Source organism: Paraburkholderia lebeckiae (genome assembly GCF_050436325.1).
Taxonomy (GTDB): Bacteria; Pseudomonadota; Gammaproteobacteria; order Burkholderiales; family Burkholderiaceae; genus Paraburkholderia; species Paraburkholderia tuberum.
Map to the genome: position 1 here is coordinate 550,438 of NZ_JBNDLZ010000002.1, position 17,459 is coordinate 567,896.

Below are 17,459 nucleotides of genomic sequence, written 5' to 3' on the forward strand. Positions count from 1 at the left end.
AAACAAAAATTTGCCTCGTCGGCGATAAAAAATTTTTTGTGCAGGCGGTCCAAACCAACCGGCGAGGAGGTCGCTAGCGGTGCCGCGCGCCCCGATCAAGGTGCGCTGAAAATGTTCCACTCCAAGCGCACGAATCTTCCGTTTTCCTTACGCAGACCAGCGCCGCGCCATGGTAACTGCTGCAGAAACTCGCGCGGCGAGGCACACTCAACTCGCGCAGCGGGCTCCCCTCGCCCGACTCCTTTTCCGGACCTCCTCGCATGGCGCTTCGTGACGACGTCGTACCCGCACTCGAATGCCGCGGCCTCAGCAAGCGGTACGGCACCGGCCGCATCGTGCTCGCGCAGCTCGACTTCACACTCGCAGCGGGCGAGTTCGTCGCGATCATGGGCGACTCGGGCGTCGGCAAGTCGACATTGCTCAACCTGATCGCCGGGCTCGACCGCGCCGATAGCGGCAGCGTGCTAATCGACGGACGCCCGGTCGAACAACTCGACGACAACGCCGCGACGCGACTGCGGCGCCAGAAGCTCGGCTTCGTGTTCCAGGCGTTTCACGTGCTGCCGCATCTGACGCTCGCGCAGAACGTCGCGCTGCCACTGTTGCTCAATGATCTACCGACGGCCGCCGCGCTCGACATGCTCGCGGCGGTCGGTCTCGGCGGACGCGGCGACGACTTTCCGCGCGATCTCTCCGGCGGCGAGTTGCAGCGTGTAGCCATTGCACGCGCACTAGTGCATCGTCCGACGCTGCTTCTCGCCGACGAACCGACCGGCAACCTCGACCCTGCCACCGCGCGCGACGTGCTCGGCCTGTTCCGCGCGCAAAGCAAGGCGACCGGCGCGGCGACGATCATGGTCACGCATTCCGAGGCCGCGGCCGCCGTGGCCGACCGCGTGTTGATCCTGAGCGACGGCGACTTGCATGGCGCGCGCGATAAGGCAGCGAACGTCGCGCACGCCGCGGCCCGCTCGACCCACGATGGCCGTTGACCTTCGTCCACTGCCGCGCGCGGCGGGATATCGTGTTCTCGCGCGCTGGCTGATGGTCGCGGAATGGCGCAGTCATCGCGGACGCGCACTCGTCGCCATCGCGACGATCGCGCTAGGCGTCGCGCTCGGCTATGCGGTGCAATTGATCAACAGCGCCGCCTTCAACGAATTCTCGGCGGCCGCGCGCAGTCTGTCGGGCGAAGCGGATCTGCAGGTGCGCGGCGCGCAGCCTTTCGTCGACGAGTCCCTCTATCCGCGACTCGCCAACGAACCGGGTGTGGTGCTCGCGAGTCCCGTGCTCGCGCTCGACGTCGCGGTGCCGGGCCGCACCGGTGCACTGCCCGTTCTCGGCATCGACGTCTTCAAGGCGAGGTCGATCACGCCCGATCTGATCGGCGTGCCCTCGCCCGATCGCCCGTTCGACACGCTCGCCTCCGATGCGATATTTCTGTCGACGGCCGCGCAGCAATGGCTGAACGTCAAGACCGGCGACCACGTCACGCTACGCAGCGGTACGTCGGACCTGCATCTGCGCGTCGCGGGCGGGCTCGTGCGCACGCGGCCGGGTCAACGGCTCGCGGTGATGGACATCGCCGCCGCGCAATGGCGATTCGGCAAGGTGGGCAAGCTGACGCGCGTTGACGTGCAACTCGCACGCGGCGTCGATCGGAAACGCTTCAAACGCGATCTGCAACAGCAGCTCGGCAGCACATGGGTAGTCGCCGAGACACGCGACACTGAGAGCCGCACCGATCGCCTGTCGCGTGCTTACCGGATCAACATGAACGTGCTCGCGCTGGTCGCGCTGTTCACGGGCGCGTTCCTCGTGTTTTCGACTCAGGCACTCGGTGTCGTGCGACGCCGATCGCAATTCGCGATGCTGCGCGTGCTCGGGCTCACGCGAGCTCAGCTATTGCGGCAGATCCTGCTTGAAGGCGCCCTGCTCGGGTTGCTCGGCTCGTTGTGCGGACTTGCGCTCGGCTACGCGATGGCCAGCGGTGCGCTGCGCTTCTTCGGCAGCGATCTCGGCGGCGGCTATTTTCCCGGCGTGCAACCGCGAGTCGGTTTCGAACCGCTCGCGAGCGCGGTGTTTCTCGCGCTCGGGGTCGCGGTGTCGGTGTTGGGCAGCGTCGCGCCCGCCATCGACGCGGCGCGCGCACGGCCTGCCCCGGCACTCAAGGCCGGTGCCGAGGAAAGCGCATTGGCACGGCTCGCGACGCCGTGGCCCGCGTTCGGCTGTTTGCTGGCGGCCGCCGCGCTGACGCGCTTTCCGCCGTGGTTCGATGCGCCGATCGCCGGTTATCTGGCGGTCGCGTTGCTGCTCGTCGGCGGCATTGCGCTGATGCCGCGCGTGACCGCGCTGATATTCGGCGCGGCAGGCCGCGCGCGCGGCACGCGACGCCGCGCGGGCGCGACGGGCACGCTCGCGATTGCGCGTCTCGCGAATGCGCCGGGGCAGGCGTCGATCGCGATGGGCGGCGTGCTGTCGAGCTTCGCGCTGATCGTCGCGATGGCGATCATGGTGGCCAGCTTCCGCGTGTCTGTCGACAACTGGATCACGCATCTGCTGTCCGCCGATCTGTATGTGCGCGTAGCGTCGGGCGGCAATAGCGGCGACAGTGGCGGCTTGCGGCCCGACGAACAGACGCGCATCGCGACGGTGCCCGGCATCGGCAACGCCGCGTTCGCGCGCATCACACATCTGACGCTCGATCCCGCGCGCCCGGACGTCGCGCTGCTCGCCCGCGAAATCGACGCGACCGATCCGGGCGCGACTCTGCAGATGACCGGCGCGGTGCTGCCGCCGTCCGCGCTTCGCGCCGGCGACATACCTATTTGGGTTTCCGAAGCAATGGTCGATCTGTATGGGTATGAGCTAGGTCAACGTGTGCGGTTGTCGCTTGGCGAACATGGCCAGACGTTCGTCGTAGCCGGCGTCTGGCGCGACTACGCGCGGCAGAGCGGCGCGATCCAGATACGGCTTGCCGATTATCGGCGGCTGACCGGCGACTCCACCGCAACCGATGTCGCCGTGACCGTCGAGCCGGGCGTGAGTGTCGAACGCGTCGTCGCAAGTTTGAAGGCGTTGCCGTTCGGCGCTTCGCTCGAGCTGTCGCGACCGGGCGAGATCCGTGCGCGCACGCTGGTGATCTTCGATCGCAGTTTCGCGGTCACGTATCTGCTCGAGGCGGTGGCGATCGTGATCGGATTGTTCGGCGTCGCAGCGACGTTTTCCGCGCAGACGCTCGCGCGCGCCCGTGAGTTCGGGATGTTGCGCCACGTCGGCGTGACGCGCGCGCAGATTCTCGCGATCCTCGCTTCGGAGGGCGGTCTGCTCACCGCATGCGGCATTGCGCTCGGTTTCGCGCTTGGTTTCGCGATCAGCCTGATTCTCGTGTTCGTCGTCAATCCACAGTCGTTTCACTGGAGCATGTCGCTGCATGTACCGTGGTTCGTGCTGGGCACAGTCGCGTTGGTAATGCTGGTGCTGTCGTGTACGACGGCGGTGGTCGCGGGACGCGGCGCGGTGTCGGTGGATGCAGTGCGCGCGGTGAAGGAGGACTGGTGATGCCAACTGCGCGGCGTGCGCGGGGAATGCGGTTGATCCGGGATAGCGCGGCCATTCGCGAGGTTCGCTCTGCGCCTGACGGCTGCGCGACGTGGATCGCGCGCCGACACGGCGGGTCGCCGACGCGGCGCCTTCAGCTTTTTTTCCGAGGGCTACTTTGGATTGGCATAGCCGCTGTGTCGCCCTCTTTCGCCGCGAGTAGCGACTCCACTGGATCCCCCCCGGTCGCCTTCGCGGCAGTCACGCCAGACCATCCGATCTCGTTTCCGCGGGACAGCGGTGCTCATCCGGCTTTCCGCACCGAATGGTGGTACGCGACAGGCTGGCTCACGACGCCCGACAACCGACCGCTCGGATTCCAGATCACGTTCTTCCGTTCGGCGACCGGTCACGATGCCGCCGATCCCAGCGATTTCGCCCCGTCGCAACTGATCATCGCGCACGCTGCGCTGAGCGATCCGGCCATCGGACGCCTCGTTCACGATCAACGCATCGCTCGGCAGGGTCTCGGGCTCGCCTACGCGAAGACCGCCAACACCGACGTCAAACTCGACGCCTGGAAAATGATTCGCGCCGCGGATGGCCACTACGACGTCACCGCCGATGCAAGCGGATTCTCGCTACACCTCCAACTCGCGCCAACGCAGCCTCCGCTGATTCAGGGCGAGCGCGGTTACTCGCGCAAAGGACCGCGGCCCGAACAGGCGAGCTATTACTACAGCGAACCGCAACTCCGCGTGACGGGCACGGTGGTGCGCCCAGCCGGAGGTGGAAACGACACGACGCGCGATGCAGCAGTGACGGGGACCGCATGGCTCGATCACGAGTGGTCGAGCACGTTGCTCGACGCCAATGCGGTCGGATGGGATTGGCTCGGCGCCAATTTGACGGACGGCTCGGCGCTAATGGCATTCAAGATCCGTAGCCGCGACGGACATGCAGTATGGGCCCACGCGACGCTTCGCAGACCCGATGGTCAGGTAACGAATTTCGACCCCGGTGAAGTCGACTTCACGCCGCGTCGCATATGGCGCTCGCCGCACACGAATACCTTGTATCCGGTCTCGATGACGGTTAGAGCGGGAACGCTGACATGGCAACTCGATCCGCTGATGGACGATCAGGAACTCGACTCACGACAGTCGACCGGTGCGGTGTATTGGGAAGGCGCGGTACGGGTGAGTCAACAGAATGCGGATGTAGGGCGAGCCTATCTGGAACTGACGGGTTACGCGGATGCGTTGCGGATCGGAAAGTGGTGAAGCGCGCAAAGACGGCCGCGTAAACGCAAAAACCCCACCGCGGCGGGTGGGGTTTCTGACGTGGGGGGAGCCTGACGATTACCTACTTTCACACGGGCAATCCGCACTATCATCGGCGTGGAGTCGTTTCACGGTCCTGTTCGGGATGGGAAGGGGTGGGACCGACTCGCTATGGTCATCAGGCATGACGGGTTGCTGCGTCGCAGGGGGTTGGAGTCAACCGGTTGCGCCACAGCCAATCGGGAAGAAGCGTAAAGGATTCGTGTGGGGGGTTGTGTTGTTTCTGGCACAACACTGAATCCCAACCGTGCGTTTCTGTTAGCTCCCGCGGGAGTTCACACCAATCCCCTTCGGGGATCGGACCCGCGCAAGTGCTGAAGCACTAACGCGGGTCGAGACACACCTGTTATAGGATCAAGCCTTACGGGCAATTAGTATCAGTTAGCTCAGTACATTACTGTACGTGCACACCTGACCTATCAACGTCCTGGTCTTGAACGACCCTTCAAGGGGCTCGAAGCCCCGGGGATATCTCATCTTAAGGCGAGTTTCCCGCTTAGATGCTTTCAGCGGTTATCTCTTCCGAACATAGCTACCCGGCGATGCCACTGGCGTGACAACCGGTACACCAGAGGTTCGTCCACTCCGGTCCTCTCGTACTAGGAGCAGCCCCCTTCAAATATCCAGCGCCCACGGCAGATAGGGACCAAACTGTCTCACGACGTTTTAAACCCAGCTCACGTACCTCTTTAAATGGCGAACAGCCATACCCTTGGGACCGGCTACAGCCCCAGGATGAGATGAGCCGACATCGAGGTGCCAAACACCGCCGTCGATATGAACTCTTGGGCGGTATCAGCCTGTTATCCCCAGAGTACCTTTTATCCGTTGAGCGATGGCCCTTCCATACAGAACCACCGGATCACTATGACCTGCTTTCGCACCTGTTCGACTTGTCAGTCTCACAGTCAAGCACGCTTATGCCATTGCACTATCAGCACGATTTCCGACCGTACCTAGCGTACCTTCGTACTCCTCCGTTACACTTTGGGAGGAGACCGCCCCAGTCAAACTGCCTACCATGCACGGTCCCCGACCCGGATCACGGGCCAAGGTTAGAACCTCAAACAGATCAGGGTGGTATTTCAAGGACGGCTCCACGCAGACTGGCGTCCACGCTTCATAGCCTCCCACCTATCCTACACAGACCGGTTCAAAGTCCAATGCAAAGCTACAGTAAAGGTTCATGGGGTCTTTCCGTCTAGCCGCGGGGAGATTGCATCATCACAAACACTTCAACTTCGCTGAGTCTCGGGAGGAGACAGTGTGGCCATCGTTACGCCATTCGTGCAGGTCGGAACTTACCCGACAAGGAATTTCGCTACCTTAGGACCGTTATAGTTACGGCCGCCGTTTACCGGGACTTCAATCAGGAGCTTGCACCCCATCATTTAATCTTCCGGCACCGGGCAGGCGTCACACCCTATACGTCCACTTTCGTGTTTGCAGAGTGCTGTGTTTTTATTAAACAGTCGCAGCCACCAGTTTATTGCAACCCCTTCACCCTTCTGGCGCAGGCCAGTCAGGCTACCAGGGCGTACCTTATCCCGAAGTTACGGTACCAATTTGCCGAGTTCCTTCTCCCGAGTTCTCTCAAGCGCCTTAGAATACTCATCTCGCCCACCTGTGTCGGTTTGCGGTACGGTCACTGTGAAACTGAAGCTTAGAGGCTTTTCCTGGAACCCCTTCCAGTTGCTTCGCCACCGAAGTGGCTCGCCTCGCACCCTTGAATTACGCGCCCGGATTTGCCAAAGCGCCTTCTCCAATGCAAGGACCGGGACTTCCAACACCCGGACAACCTTCCGCGATCCGTCCCCCCATCGCATTTCACAATGGTGCAGAAATATTAATCTGCTTCCCATCAGCTACGCATTTCTGCCTCGCCTTAGGGGCCGACTCACCCTACGCCGATGAACGTTGCGTAGGAAACCTTGGGCTTACGGCGAGGGGGCCTTTCACCCCCTTTATCGCTACTCATGTCAGCATTCGCACTTCCGATACCTCCAGCACACTTTCCAGTGCACCTTCGCAGGCTTACGGAACGCTCTCCTACCATGCACATTACTGTGCATCCGCAGCTTCGGTATATGGCTTAGCCCCGTTACATCTTCCGCGCAGGACGACTCGATCAGTGAGCTATTACGCTTTCTTTAAAGGGTGGCTGCTTCTAAGCCAACCTCCTGACTGTTTTAGCCTTCCCACTTCGTTTCCCACTTAGCCATATTTGGGGACCTTAGCTGGCGGTCTGGGTTGTTTCCCTCTTGACACCGGACGTTAGCACCCGATGTCTGTCTCCCGTGATTGCACTCTTCGGTATTCGGAGTTTGCTATGGCGTAGTAATCCGCAATGGACCCCACAACCATGACAGTGCTCTACCCCCGAAGGTGATACACGAGGCACTACCTAAATAGTTTTCGGAGAGAACCAGCTATTTCCAGGTTTGTTTAGCCTTTCACCCCTATCCACAGCTCATCCCCTAACTTTTCAACGTTAGTGGGTTCGGTCCTCCAGCACGTGTTACCGTGCCTTCAACCTGGCCATGGATAGATCACCTGGTTTCGGGTCTACACCCAGCGACTGGACGCCCTGTTCGGACTCGCTTTCGCTACGCCTGCCCTAATCGGTTAAGCTCGCCACTGAATGTAAGTCGCTGACCCATTATACAAAAGGTACGCCGTCACCCCTTCGCAGAGGCTCCGACTGTTTGTATGCATGCGGTTTCAGGATCTGTTTCACTCCCCTCCCGGGGTTCTTTTCGCCTTTCCCTCACGGTACTGGTTCACTATCGGTCGATCACGAGTATTTAGCCTTGGAGGATGGTCCCCCCATCTTCAGACAGGATTTCACGTGTCCCGCCCTACTTCTCGTACACCCAGTTCTTCCATGCTGTTTTCGTCTACAGGGCTATCACCTGCTATGGCCGCACTTTCCAGAGCGTTCGACTAACAATACAGATAACGTGTACCGGCTGATCCCATTTCGCTCGCCACTACTCTGGGAATCTCGGTTGATTTCTTTTCCTGCGGTTACTTAGATGTTTCAGTTCACCGCGTTCGCCTCACGCAGCCTATGGATTCAGCTGCGGATACTCCATTAGGAGTGGGTTTCCCCATTCGGACATCTCCGGATCAATGCTCGTTTGCCAGCTCCCCGGAGCTTTTCGCAGGCTACCGCGTCCTTCATCGCCTGTGATCGCCAAGGCATCCACCACATGCACTTGTTCGCTTGACCCTATAACGGGTGTGTCTCTGGGTCGACCCACGTGAGCGCTTGAGCGCTTACGTGGGTCCCATCCCCGGAGGGGACAGACGCACTCGCTACAGGTTGAGTATTCGTGTTGCGCCGTATTCCAAAGCGATCTCTCGATCACCTTTAAAATACATCGATACAATCACAACCCTGATTCACCTACTCACACACCCATCTCCAGGCATGCTTTCGTGAATCTCTTTACTACTTCTTCCTGATTGTTAAAGAACGACAGCCGGTATGAAGCCTCTGCCTCATACCGCCCTGACTGGCTCAATCGCCAATGCGCAACGCTCTGCCTGCAGGCAGAACACTGCGCATTGAGGATTGGTGGAGGATGACGGGATCGAACCGACGACCCCCTGCTTGCAAAGCAGGTGCTCTCCCAGCTGAGCTAATCCCCCTGTCCCACAGCCATTCCAGCGGCCCCAGCCCTTCAGCTCACCCGACACGACACTGGTGGGTCTGGATGGATTCGAACCATCGACCCCCGCCTTATCAAGACGGTGCTCTAACCGGCTGAGCTACAGACCCCTGCTGTCTGTCTGCGTTGCTGCCATTAACCACAGCCGATAAGCGTGAGCACTTGAATGCAGTGAATGCATAGCTCTGGAAAGGAGGTGATCCAGCCGCACCTTCCGATACGGCTACCTTGTTACGACTTCACCCCAGTCATGAATCCTACCGTGGTGACCGTCCTCCTTGCGGTTAGACTAGCCACTTCTGGTAAAACCCACTCCCATGGTGTGACGGGCGGTGTGTACAAGACCCGGGAACGTATTCACCGCGGCATGCTGATCCGCGATTACTAGCGATTCCAGCTTCACGCACCCGAGTTGCAGAGTGCGATCCGGACTACGATCGGTTTTCTGGGATTGGCTCCACCTCGCGGCTTGGCAACCCTCTGTTCCGACCATTGTATGACGTGTGAAGCCCTACCCATAAGGGCCATGAGGACTTGACGTCATCCCCACCTTCCTCCGGTTTGTCACCGGCAGTCTCCCTGGAGTGCTCTTGCGTAGCAACTAGGGACAAGGGTTGCGCTCGTTGCGGGACTTAACCCAACATCTCACGACACGAGCTGACGACAGCCATGCAGCACCTGTGTTATGGCTCCCTTTCGGGCACTCCCGCCTCTCGGCAGGATTCCATACATGTCAAGGGTAGGTAAGGTTTTTCGCGTTGCATCGAATTAATCCACATCATCCACCGCTTGTGCGGGTCCCCGTCAATTCCTTTGAGTTTTAATCTTGCGACCGTACTCCCCAGGCGGTCAACTTCACGCGTTAGCTACGTTACCAAGCCAATGAAGGCCCGACAACCAGTTGACATCGTTTAGGGCGTGGACTACCAGGGTATCTAATCCTGTTTGCTCCCCACGCTTTCGTGCATGAGCGTCAGTATTGGCCCAGGGGGCTGCCTTCGCCATCGGTGTTCCTCCACATCTCTACGCATTTCACTGCTACACGTGGAATTCCACCCCCCTCTGCCATACTCCAGCGCTGCAGTCACCAATGCAGTTCCCAGGTTAAGCCCGGGGATTTCACATCGGTCTTACAGCACCGCCTGCGCACGCTTTACGCCCAGTAATTCCGATTAACGCTCGCACCCTACGTATTACCGCGGCTGCTGGCACGTAGTTAGCCGGTGCTTATTCTTCCGGTACCGTCATCCCTCACGGATATTAGCCACGAGGTTTTCTTTCCGGACAAAAGTGCTTTACAACCCGAAGGCCTTCTTCACACACGCGGCATTGCTGGATCAGGCTTGCGCCCATTGTCCAAAATTCCCCACTGCTGCCTCCCGTAGGAGTCTGGGCCGTGTCTCAGTCCCAGTGTGGCTGGTCGTCCTCTCAGACCAGCTACAGATCGTCGGCTTGGTAGGCCTTTACCCCACCAACTACCTAATCTGCCATCGGCCGCCCCTTGAGCGCGAGGTCCCGAAAGATCCCCCGCTTTCCTCTCCCGAGCGTATGCGGTATTAATCCGGCTTTCGCCGGGCTATCCCCCACTCCAGGACACGTTCCGATGTATTACTCACCCGTTCGCCACTCGCCACCAGACCGGAGTCCGTGCTGCCGTTCGACTTGCATGTGTAAGGCATGCCGCCAGCGTTCAATCTGAGCCAGGATCAAACTCTTCAGTTCAAACCTGTTACTGTTTTCGGGCTCTCTCGAACCCGGTCGCTCACTCAACGTACTGACGATGATCAGTCCGTCTTCCGACAGACAAACCTTCCTCTAATACTGTGTGAGGCTGCTGATACTTCTGCCTGGCAGCAGACTCCGGAGAATCCGCCGCCGCATTCCGCATCAAGCGCCCACACTTATCGGCTGTTAGTTTTTAAAGATCGGTCCGCCAAACCCGCCGCGCCTGAACCACTCCTGCCCGGCACTGCTTCGTTTGCGTCGCTGCGTCTGCAGCAGAGAAACGGGATTATGGAGAGCGCTCGACAACGCGTCAATACCCTTCTCACAATTTATTTTGGGAGCAAAGACTGCCATCTCCATCGCATTGCCGCCAGCCCTGAAAAGAGTCAACTCTGGCCAGACCAAAAAATCAGCGAAAATAGTTAGCCATCCGATTCAACCCCGCCGAAGTCCTAATACCGACAAAACAAAGTAGTCCGAGCACGGCTCGAACTCACCACCGCTCCCCAAATTAAAGTTCTACCCTTCCCCGCCGTCAATCAGATCACTCCGCCACTTAAATTAGCTGCCGACTATGGACAATCTCGTCGACGCACACGTCGAGGACACCCAGCCCGCCGCGGCATCCCCGATGCTCGAGCCTGATACTGTGCCGGTAGGCACGCCGCTCCCATGGCCGATCGTCGATGCCGACGGCACGCTGCTCTTCGCAAGCGCGACGACGCTCGCGACCACCGACGAGCGCGCCTTTCTGTTTCAACACTTCCGCCCGCAACGCGGCGACCTGTTCGACCTCGGCGCACGACAACCGCCGGCGCCAACCGCCCAGCCTGACCACGCCGGTGAGTTGACGCCGAAGGACATGCACCTCGAGATCGGCGCATTGATCGGCATGCGTTCGCAACTCGGCAGCGGCGCGCCGATGCAACCTTGCAGCATCATCGGTTTCGCGCCGAATCATGCGCTGTTCGTCACGCCGCCGATGCAGCAGGGCCAACCGCGGCCGCTCACGCCCGGTGAGAACGTCGAGATCGTCGCGATCGCGAGTCAGGCCGTGTTCCGTTTCGTCTGCACGGTCGAAGCGGTCTGCCGCGTGCCGTTCGACTATGCCGTGTTGTCGAGGCCCGGCGTGGTCCGCCGGCTCCGTGAGCGCAAATCGATCCGCGTCCATGCGCACCTGCCCGTGCGGTTCGGCATCGGCGGGAGCGCTGACACTTACGAAGGCCTTGGACTAGCCAAGGGCATCAGCGCGCTCGGCATGTCGTTGAGTGCGTCATGGACACTGGGCGAAGTCGGCGAGCGACTGCGCATCGCGTTCCGGCTGAAGTCGGCCGAATACGATTCACAGATTGAGACAACGGCGGTGATCCGCAACATTCAGAAGGGCAAAACGCCTGGCGAGCCGTCCATGCATGGGCTCGAACTGGATCACCTCGATTCCGTTCAACAGATGGCGATGAAGGTGTTCGTGTTCGATCGTCAGGAGGATGTGCAGCACTGGTCCAACGGACTGAAATAAGCGGTACGGCCACAAAAGCAACGCGCGTGGGGACACAGCAGCGCCGACCTGCGCACACATCGATCAGCCGAGCAACTCTTCCGGCGTCAACCGCCGCGCTCCCCAGGTATTGGCGAGCACCTCGCAACGACCGAGCCGTATCGCACCACGCTCGAAATCGACGAACACGACTTCATCGACGTCGGCCGGCCGCGCGGGTTCGTCGCTCGTGCGGCCGTCGGTCAGAATCCATAACCAGCGCTGCTGGGCCGGCCGTCGCCGCGCGCAGCGTTCGAGCAGTTGCGCGGCGCTGCGCACGCCCGACGCGAGCGGCGAACCGCCGCCTCCGCCCACGGGCGCGAGCCATCGCTCGTTCCACCAGCGCGGCACGGCTGGGCCGAAGCGCACATCCGCTCCCGTACCGCCGAAGCAGATCAGCGCAGCCTCGGCGCGCATCGCACTCGCACGGTTGAACAAGGCAGTCAGTAGACCCTTCGCCAACGCGAGGCGTTGGCCCGCCAGCATCGACCCGGAGCAATCCAGCACGAAGCAATGCAGCACACCGCCATGCGGCACTTCCCGTACGAAGCGCAGATGCTCTCGACGCAGCGTGTGCTCGCGCATCGCGGCGAGCGTCGGTGGCCATGCAATGCGCCTGCCCGGTTCGCCGCGCGACGTGTCGCGCGAATCCGCCCTCACGCCTTGTCGCCATCGAAAACCGCTGCGCGAGTCAGCGGCGGCGCCTTTCCGATGGCTCAGCGTTTTTTTGCGTCGAGCGCAATGACGCCTTTGACAGGCAAAGCCGCGGCCGGCTCGGGCGGCAGGTAGCCCCAGTCGGAGTCGGCGGAAGGTGTCGTGGATGCAGCCGTATCGCCAGACGCACCCTCAGCGACGTCCCGTGCCGGCGCCGCGCTCTCTGGCCGGCGCTGATTCGCATGTTGCGAATCATGCTGACGCCGCCGATGAAGCAGCACCGGATCGGCAACGCGCTCCACATGTCGCACCGTCACCGCATCTGCCCGTTCGAATGCGGCCAGCGCGCGCGCCGCGCGCAGCATCACGAGGTCGGCGCGCAGGCCGTCGACGGCCGCGTCGATGCATAGCGCGCTCACGCGCGCATGGACGGCGTCATCGAACGACAGCAGCGGCAGCGCCGCGCGCGCCGAGCGAATTCGCTGCACGTATGAAGCCTGCTGCTCCGCGTAAACGGTACGAAACCCAGCGGGATCGAGATCGAACGCGAACCGCGCTTTGACGATCGCCTGCCGCACCTGCGGCTCGAACGCGTTCTGCAACTCCACCATCAGACCGAAGCGGTCGATCAATTGCGGCCGCAACTCGCCCTCTTCGGGGTTCATCGTGCCGATCAGCACGAAGCTCGCGTCATGACTATGCGACACGCCATCGCGTTCGACGGTATTCACGCCGCTCGCCGCCGCATCGAGCAACGCATCGACGAGCGCATCGGGCAGCAGATTGACTTCGTCGACGTACAGCACGCCGCGATGCGCCTTCGCGAGCAGCCCCGGCGAGAAGCGCACCGAGCCGTCGCGCAACACGGTTTCGATATCGAGCGTGCCGATCAGACGATCCTCGCTCGCGCCAAGCGGCAGATTCACGAACTCTCCCTCCGGCAGCAGTTCGGCAAGCGCGCGCGCGGCAGTCGACTTCGCCGTGCCACGCGGTCCGCTGATCAATACGCCGCCCAAGCCCGGGTCGATCGCCGCGAGCACCAGCGCCTGCTGCAACGAGGCCTGGCCGATCAGCGCCGTAAACGGAAAAACGGGCCGCGCCGCCGTACCCGATACACAGGCGGAGCTACCTGCGTCGCCCGCTCCTCGCATCGCTCCATTCATGTTTGTCTTCCTTCGATCTGCTGTTCGCTCGCCAGCAGATGCGTTTCCACCTGCGCGCGATAGTCACCCGGCTGCTGCCACAGCCCTCGCTGCATCGCCTCGAGCAAACGCTCGCAGATCGAATGCAGCGCATGCGGATTGTGCCGTTGCATGAACGCGCGCGTATCGGCGTCATTCAGATATGCATCGGCGACGAGCGCGTATTGATGATCCGCGATCACGCGCGCGGTCGCGTCGTAGCCATACAGATAATCGACGGTCGCGGCGATCTCGGCCGCGCCCTTGTAGCCGTGGCGCTTCACGCCGTCGAGCCATTTCGGATTGACCACGCGCGAGCGGATCACGCGCGCGATCTCCTCGTGCAACGTCCGCACGCGCGGCGCGGCCGGATTGCTGTGATCCGCGTGATAGACGCGCGGCTGCTGACCTGCCAGATGCCGCACCGCCGCGACCATGCCGCCCTGAAACTGGTAGTAGTCGTTCGAATCGAGCACGTCGTGCTCGCGGTTGTCCTGGTTCTGCAGCACGAGGTCCATCACTGCGAGGCGCGTGCCAAACGCTTGATGCGCTTCTTCGCCCGCGCTCTTCTGCGCGTACGCATATCCGCCCCATGCCTGATACGCGTTCGCGAGATCGGCGTCGGTCTGCCATTGACGCGAGTCGATCATCTGCTGCAGACCCGCGCCGTACGTGCCCGGCCGCGCGCTGAACACGCGCCAGCCCGCGCGCTTGCGCGCTTCGACCGGGTCCATGCCGCGCGCGATCAACGCATCGCGTTCGCGCTGCACGCGCGCGCGAATCGGATTCAGCTCCGCGGGCTCGTCGAGTTCGGCAACCGCTTGCACGGCCGCATCGAACAGATGCATCACGTTCGCGAACGCATCGCGAAAGAAACCGGATACGCGCAACGTGACGTCGATACGCGGCCGATCGAACGCGTCGATCGGCATGATCTCGAAGTCCGTCACACGGTGGCTGCCCGGCGCCCATTTCGGCCGCACGCCGAGCAGCGCGAGCGCCTGCGCGATATCGTCGCCGCCGGTGCGCATCGTCGCGGTGCCCCAGACCGACAGGCCGATCGCGCGGGGATAATCGCCGTGCTCCTGCAGATGCCGCTCGATCAGTTGCTGCGCCGATTTCAGGCCGAGCGCCCACGCGGCTTGCGTCGGCACCGCGCGCGTGTCGACCGAATAGAAGTTGCGGCCGGTCGGCAGCACGTCGGGCCGACCGCGCGACGGCGAACCGCTCGGGCCTGGCGGCACGAAACGTCCTTCGAGGCCGCGTTTCAGCTGCGTCATTTCCTGCGGGCCGCAGGCGTCGAGACGCGGCAGCACGTCGTCGCGCAGGCGTGCGATCACCTGTGCCGCTTGCGGCAGACTTTCGTCGGCTACGGGGACGGCCTGCGAACGATCCGCGTCATCGCAATCGACATCGCAGACACCGCGCAACAGCTCGCCCGCGAGCAATTCCAGCCGCTCGCGCGTATCGCCGTAATGTCGCCACGGCGCATCGCTGACCCGCTGCAATACATCGGGTCGCGGGCCGTCCCATGCGGCGGCCCAATCCACCCTCAACGGGTCGAACCGATGATCGATGCGCAGATCGCGCGCCAGCGCGTCGACGAGCCCCGCCTTGCCGGCCCGCCCATCGCCGACGGGAAAGCGCCCGAGCGCGAGCAGCGTGTCGCGCCGCTGCGCGCCGCGCGGCGACTGCCCGAACGTATGCAGGCCATCGCGAATCTGCGCTTCCTTCAGCTCGCACAGCCACGCATCGACGCGTGTGAGCAGCGCGTCTTCATCGTCCTGTGCGTTCGGCGCCGCGAGACTCAGCTCTTCGTGCAGCCGATGCTCGACGATCGTCGTCAGAATCGTGCGACGCAAGAGCTTCGCGCGACGCGAATCGACCATCAATGCTTCGTAGTATTCGTCGACCTGGCGTTCGAGGTCCTGTAGCGGCCCATAGTTTTCGGCGCGTGTAAGCGGTGGCATCAGATGATCGATGATCACCGCCTGCGCGCGCCGCTTCGCCTGGCTGCCCTCGCCCGGATCGTTGACGATGAACGGATACAGATGCGGCATCGGTCCGAGAATCAGATCGGGCCAGCACGCGTCGCTCAAGGCGACGCTTTTGCCCGGCAGCCATTCCAGGTTGCCGTGCTTGCCGACGTGCACGACCGCGTCGATGCCGAACTGATGGCGCAGCCAGAAATAGAACGCGAGGTATGCGTGCGGCGGTACGAGCTCCGCATCGTGATAGCTCGCGTAGTCGCCGTGCTCGCGCGAACGCGAAGGCTGAATGCCGACGAACACCTGGCCGCAGCGCCAGCCGGCGATCACGAAGCGGCCGCGCCGCAGCGTGGGGTCCTGCTCGGGCTTGCCCCAGCGCGCGTTCAACGCGTCGCGCACGCTCGCCGGCAACGCGTTGAAATGCGCGAGATAGTCGTCGAGTGCGAGGCTTTGCAGGGCCGGACGCAGATCGCGTACGACCGGATCGTTGGTCACGCCTTCGGTCAGCCTGTTCAACAACGCATCGCCGTTTTCGGGCAATTCGCCGACACGATAGCCTTCATCGCGCAGCATCGACAGAATGCCGACCACCGACGCCGGTGTATCGAGCCCGACGCCATTGCCAATGCGCCCTTCGCTCATCGGATAGTTGGCGAGAATCAACGCGACTTTCTTGTCGGTGTTATCGAGCGAACGCAAACGGCACCAGCGCCGGCTCAGCTCGGCGAGAAAGCGCACCCGTTCGAGGTCGGGCTGATAGCGGACCACGTCGACCTGCGTATGCGCACAGCGATACGCGAGCCCCTTGAAGCTGATCGCGCGCGTGATGATGCGCCCGTCCACTTCGGGCAGCGCGATATGCATCGCGATGTCGCGCGAATTGAGGCCGTGGTTGTCCTTCAGCCAGTCTTCGCGATTGCCGCCGCTCAGGATCACCTGAAACACCGGCGCGTCGCCGGCGAGCGCGAGCGGCTCCGGGTCGTCGATCGCGGATGCGGCGAACGCTGTGGTGTTCAACACCAGCGCGACACCATGTTGCGCGCACAGCGACTGCACGACATCGCGGCTCACCGCATCTTTCAACGACGTGATCGCGAGCGGCAGCGGATTGAGCCCTTGCGCTTCGAGCGCGTCGATCAGCGCATCGAACACGGCGGTATTGGCGGCCTGCAGATGCGCCTTGTAGAACAGAACCGCGACGACCGGCGCGCCTTGCCGCCAACGCGCCTGCCAGTCGGCGACGATGGGGGTATCGCGCTCGGGGTGATACAGCGACGCGGCCGGCAACGCGCGCGGCGGATCGGATTCGCGCCCCCAGTCGAGCGCGCGATACGCGATGCAGCGCAAAAACGCCTCGGCGTTCTGCGGACCGCCCTCGCGCAGATAGCGCCACAGCTGCTGACACAGTTCGGCGCTCGCGGTGCTGCGCGCGAGCAGGTTCGGGTCTTCCTGCAGATCGCCGGAAAACATCGCGAGTGTTTGCTGTTTGCGCTGCGCGAGCGCGACCACCTGCTCGATGCCGTACGGCCAATACGTTTCGCCGCCGAGATGATCGACGACGACCACGCGCGCATGCTGCAACACGTCGTCAAGATAAAAATCGACCGAAGCAGGCTGACGCAGATACGTAACGTTCGCGAGCCGCACGCTCGGAAAGCCGTCGCCGAGACGCGGCACCACGCTCGCGAGCAGCGACAGCGTGGTGTCGGCGGAACTGAGCACGACGATATCGGCGGGCTGCTGATCGATGCGGATCACGCCCTGCGTATCGTCGACGAAGCCGCCCGGCGTCGTGCGCAGCAGATGCATGCTGGTGC

The 17,459-nt window shown here is 62.3% G+C and carries 7 protein-coding genes, 2 tRNA genes and 3 rRNA genes; 4 read left to right on the forward strand and 8 right to left on the reverse strand.

Annotated elements, in window-relative coordinates; all coding sequences use genetic code 11:
• The first annotated feature begins 260 nt into the window (after positions 1-260).
• The 3 genes from OKW44_RS05520 to OKW44_RS05530 are packed head-to-tail and all read left to right on the forward strand — an operon-like array spanning position 261 to position 4,823.
• The gene (locus OKW44_RS05520) at positions 261-992 is read left to right on the forward strand and encodes an ABC transporter ATP-binding protein (protein WP_018425048.1); all 732 of its coding nucleotides are present in this window, start codon (positions 261-263) and stop codon (positions 990-992) included.
• Complete coding sequence (locus OKW44_RS05525; protein WP_018425047.1) at positions 982-3,561, forward strand: FtsX-like permease family protein; 2,580 nt, start codon at positions 982-984, stop codon at positions 3,559-3,561. Before OKW44_RS05520 ends, OKW44_RS05525 begins: the two co-directional genes overlap by 11 nt.
• Positions 3,561-4,823 carry a lipocalin-like domain-containing protein gene (locus tag OKW44_RS05530; RefSeq protein WP_429409624.1) on the forward strand — a complete coding sequence of 421 codons (1,263 nt, stop codon included), beginning with the start codon at positions 3,561-3,563 and terminating at the stop codon, positions 4,821-4,823. Before OKW44_RS05525 ends, OKW44_RS05530 begins: the two co-directional genes overlap by 1 nt.
• Before the next feature lie 69 nt (positions 4,824-4,892).
• Here OKW44_RS05530 and rrf read toward each other — a convergent pair.
• From rrf to OKW44_RS05555, 5 genes are all read right to left on the reverse strand, one after another.
• Positions 4,893-5,006: ribosomal RNA gene (gene rrf, locus OKW44_RS05535) — 5S ribosomal RNA — on the reverse strand.
• A gap of 227 nt (positions 5,007-5,233) precedes the next feature.
• Positions 5,234-8,115 (reverse strand): 23S ribosomal RNA (locus OKW44_RS05540).
• 346 nt (positions 8,116-8,461) lie between these two features.
• Positions 8,462-8,537, reverse strand: a tRNA-Ala gene (locus tag OKW44_RS05545).
• Positions 8,538-8,590: 53 nt separating this feature from the next.
• Positions 8,591-8,667 (reverse strand) — tRNA-Ile (locus OKW44_RS05550).
• A gap of 79 nt (positions 8,668-8,746) precedes the next feature.
• Positions 8,747-10,279, reverse strand: a 16S ribosomal RNA gene (locus tag OKW44_RS05555).
• Together the 16S, 23S and 5S rRNA genes with 2 tRNA genes alongside form the textbook arrangement of a ribosomal RNA operon.
• A 577-nt stretch (positions 10,280-10,856) precedes the next feature.
• Between OKW44_RS05555 and OKW44_RS05560 the strand changes: the two genes are divergently transcribed.
• Entirely contained in the window at positions 10,857-11,801 is a 945-nt protein-coding gene (locus OKW44_RS05560; RefSeq protein ID WP_018421090.1) for a flagellar brake protein, read from the forward strand.
• A gap of 63 nt (positions 11,802-11,864) precedes the next feature.
• On the opposite strand, the gene OKW44_RS05565 is transcribed toward OKW44_RS05560, so the two are convergent.
• The 3 genes from OKW44_RS05565 to cobN are packed head-to-tail and all read right to left on the reverse strand — an operon-like array spanning position 11,865 to position 17,451.
• On the reverse strand, positions 11,865-12,479 hold the full coding sequence (locus OKW44_RS05565) for a vWA domain-containing protein (RefSeq protein WP_018421089.1): 615 nt from the start codon (positions 12,477-12,479) through the stop codon (positions 11,865-11,867).
• Between the two features lie 56 nt (positions 12,480-12,535).
• Complete coding sequence (locus OKW44_RS05570; protein ID WP_018421088.1) at positions 12,536-13,636, reverse strand: magnesium chelatase ATPase subunit I; 1,101 nt, start codon at positions 13,634-13,636, stop codon at positions 12,536-12,538.
• Complete coding sequence (cobN, locus tag OKW44_RS05575) at positions 13,633-17,451, reverse strand: cobaltochelatase subunit CobN (protein WP_018421087.1); 3,819 nt, start codon at positions 17,449-17,451, stop codon at positions 13,633-13,635. Before cobN ends, OKW44_RS05570 begins: the two co-directional genes overlap by 4 nt.
• Positions 17,452-17,459 lie beyond the last annotated feature (8 nt).

Bases quoted from the DNA above. Each gene is read 5' to 3' on its own strand.
- cobN (WP_018421087.1), bottom strand. From the start codon at position 17,451: ATGCATCTGCTGCGCACGACGCCGGGCGGCTTCGTCGACGATACGCAG.
- OKW44_RS05525 (WP_018425047.1), top strand. From the start codon at position 982: ATGGCCGTTGACCTTCGTCCACTGCCGCGCGCGGCGGGATATCGTGTT.
- OKW44_RS05570 (WP_018421088.1), bottom strand. From the start codon at position 13,636: ATGAATGGAGCGATGCGAGGAGCGGGCGACGCAGGTAGCTCCGCCTGT.
- OKW44_RS05520 (WP_018425048.1), top strand. From the start codon at position 261: ATGGCGCTTCGTGACGACGTCGTACCCGCACTCGAATGCCGCGGCCTC.
- OKW44_RS05560 (WP_018421090.1), top strand. From the start codon at position 10,857: ATGGACAATCTCGTCGACGCACACGTCGAGGACACCCAGCCCGCCGCG.
- OKW44_RS05530 (WP_429409624.1), top strand. From the start codon at position 3,561: ATGCCAACTGCGCGGCGTGCGCGGGGAATGCGGTTGATCCGGGATAGC.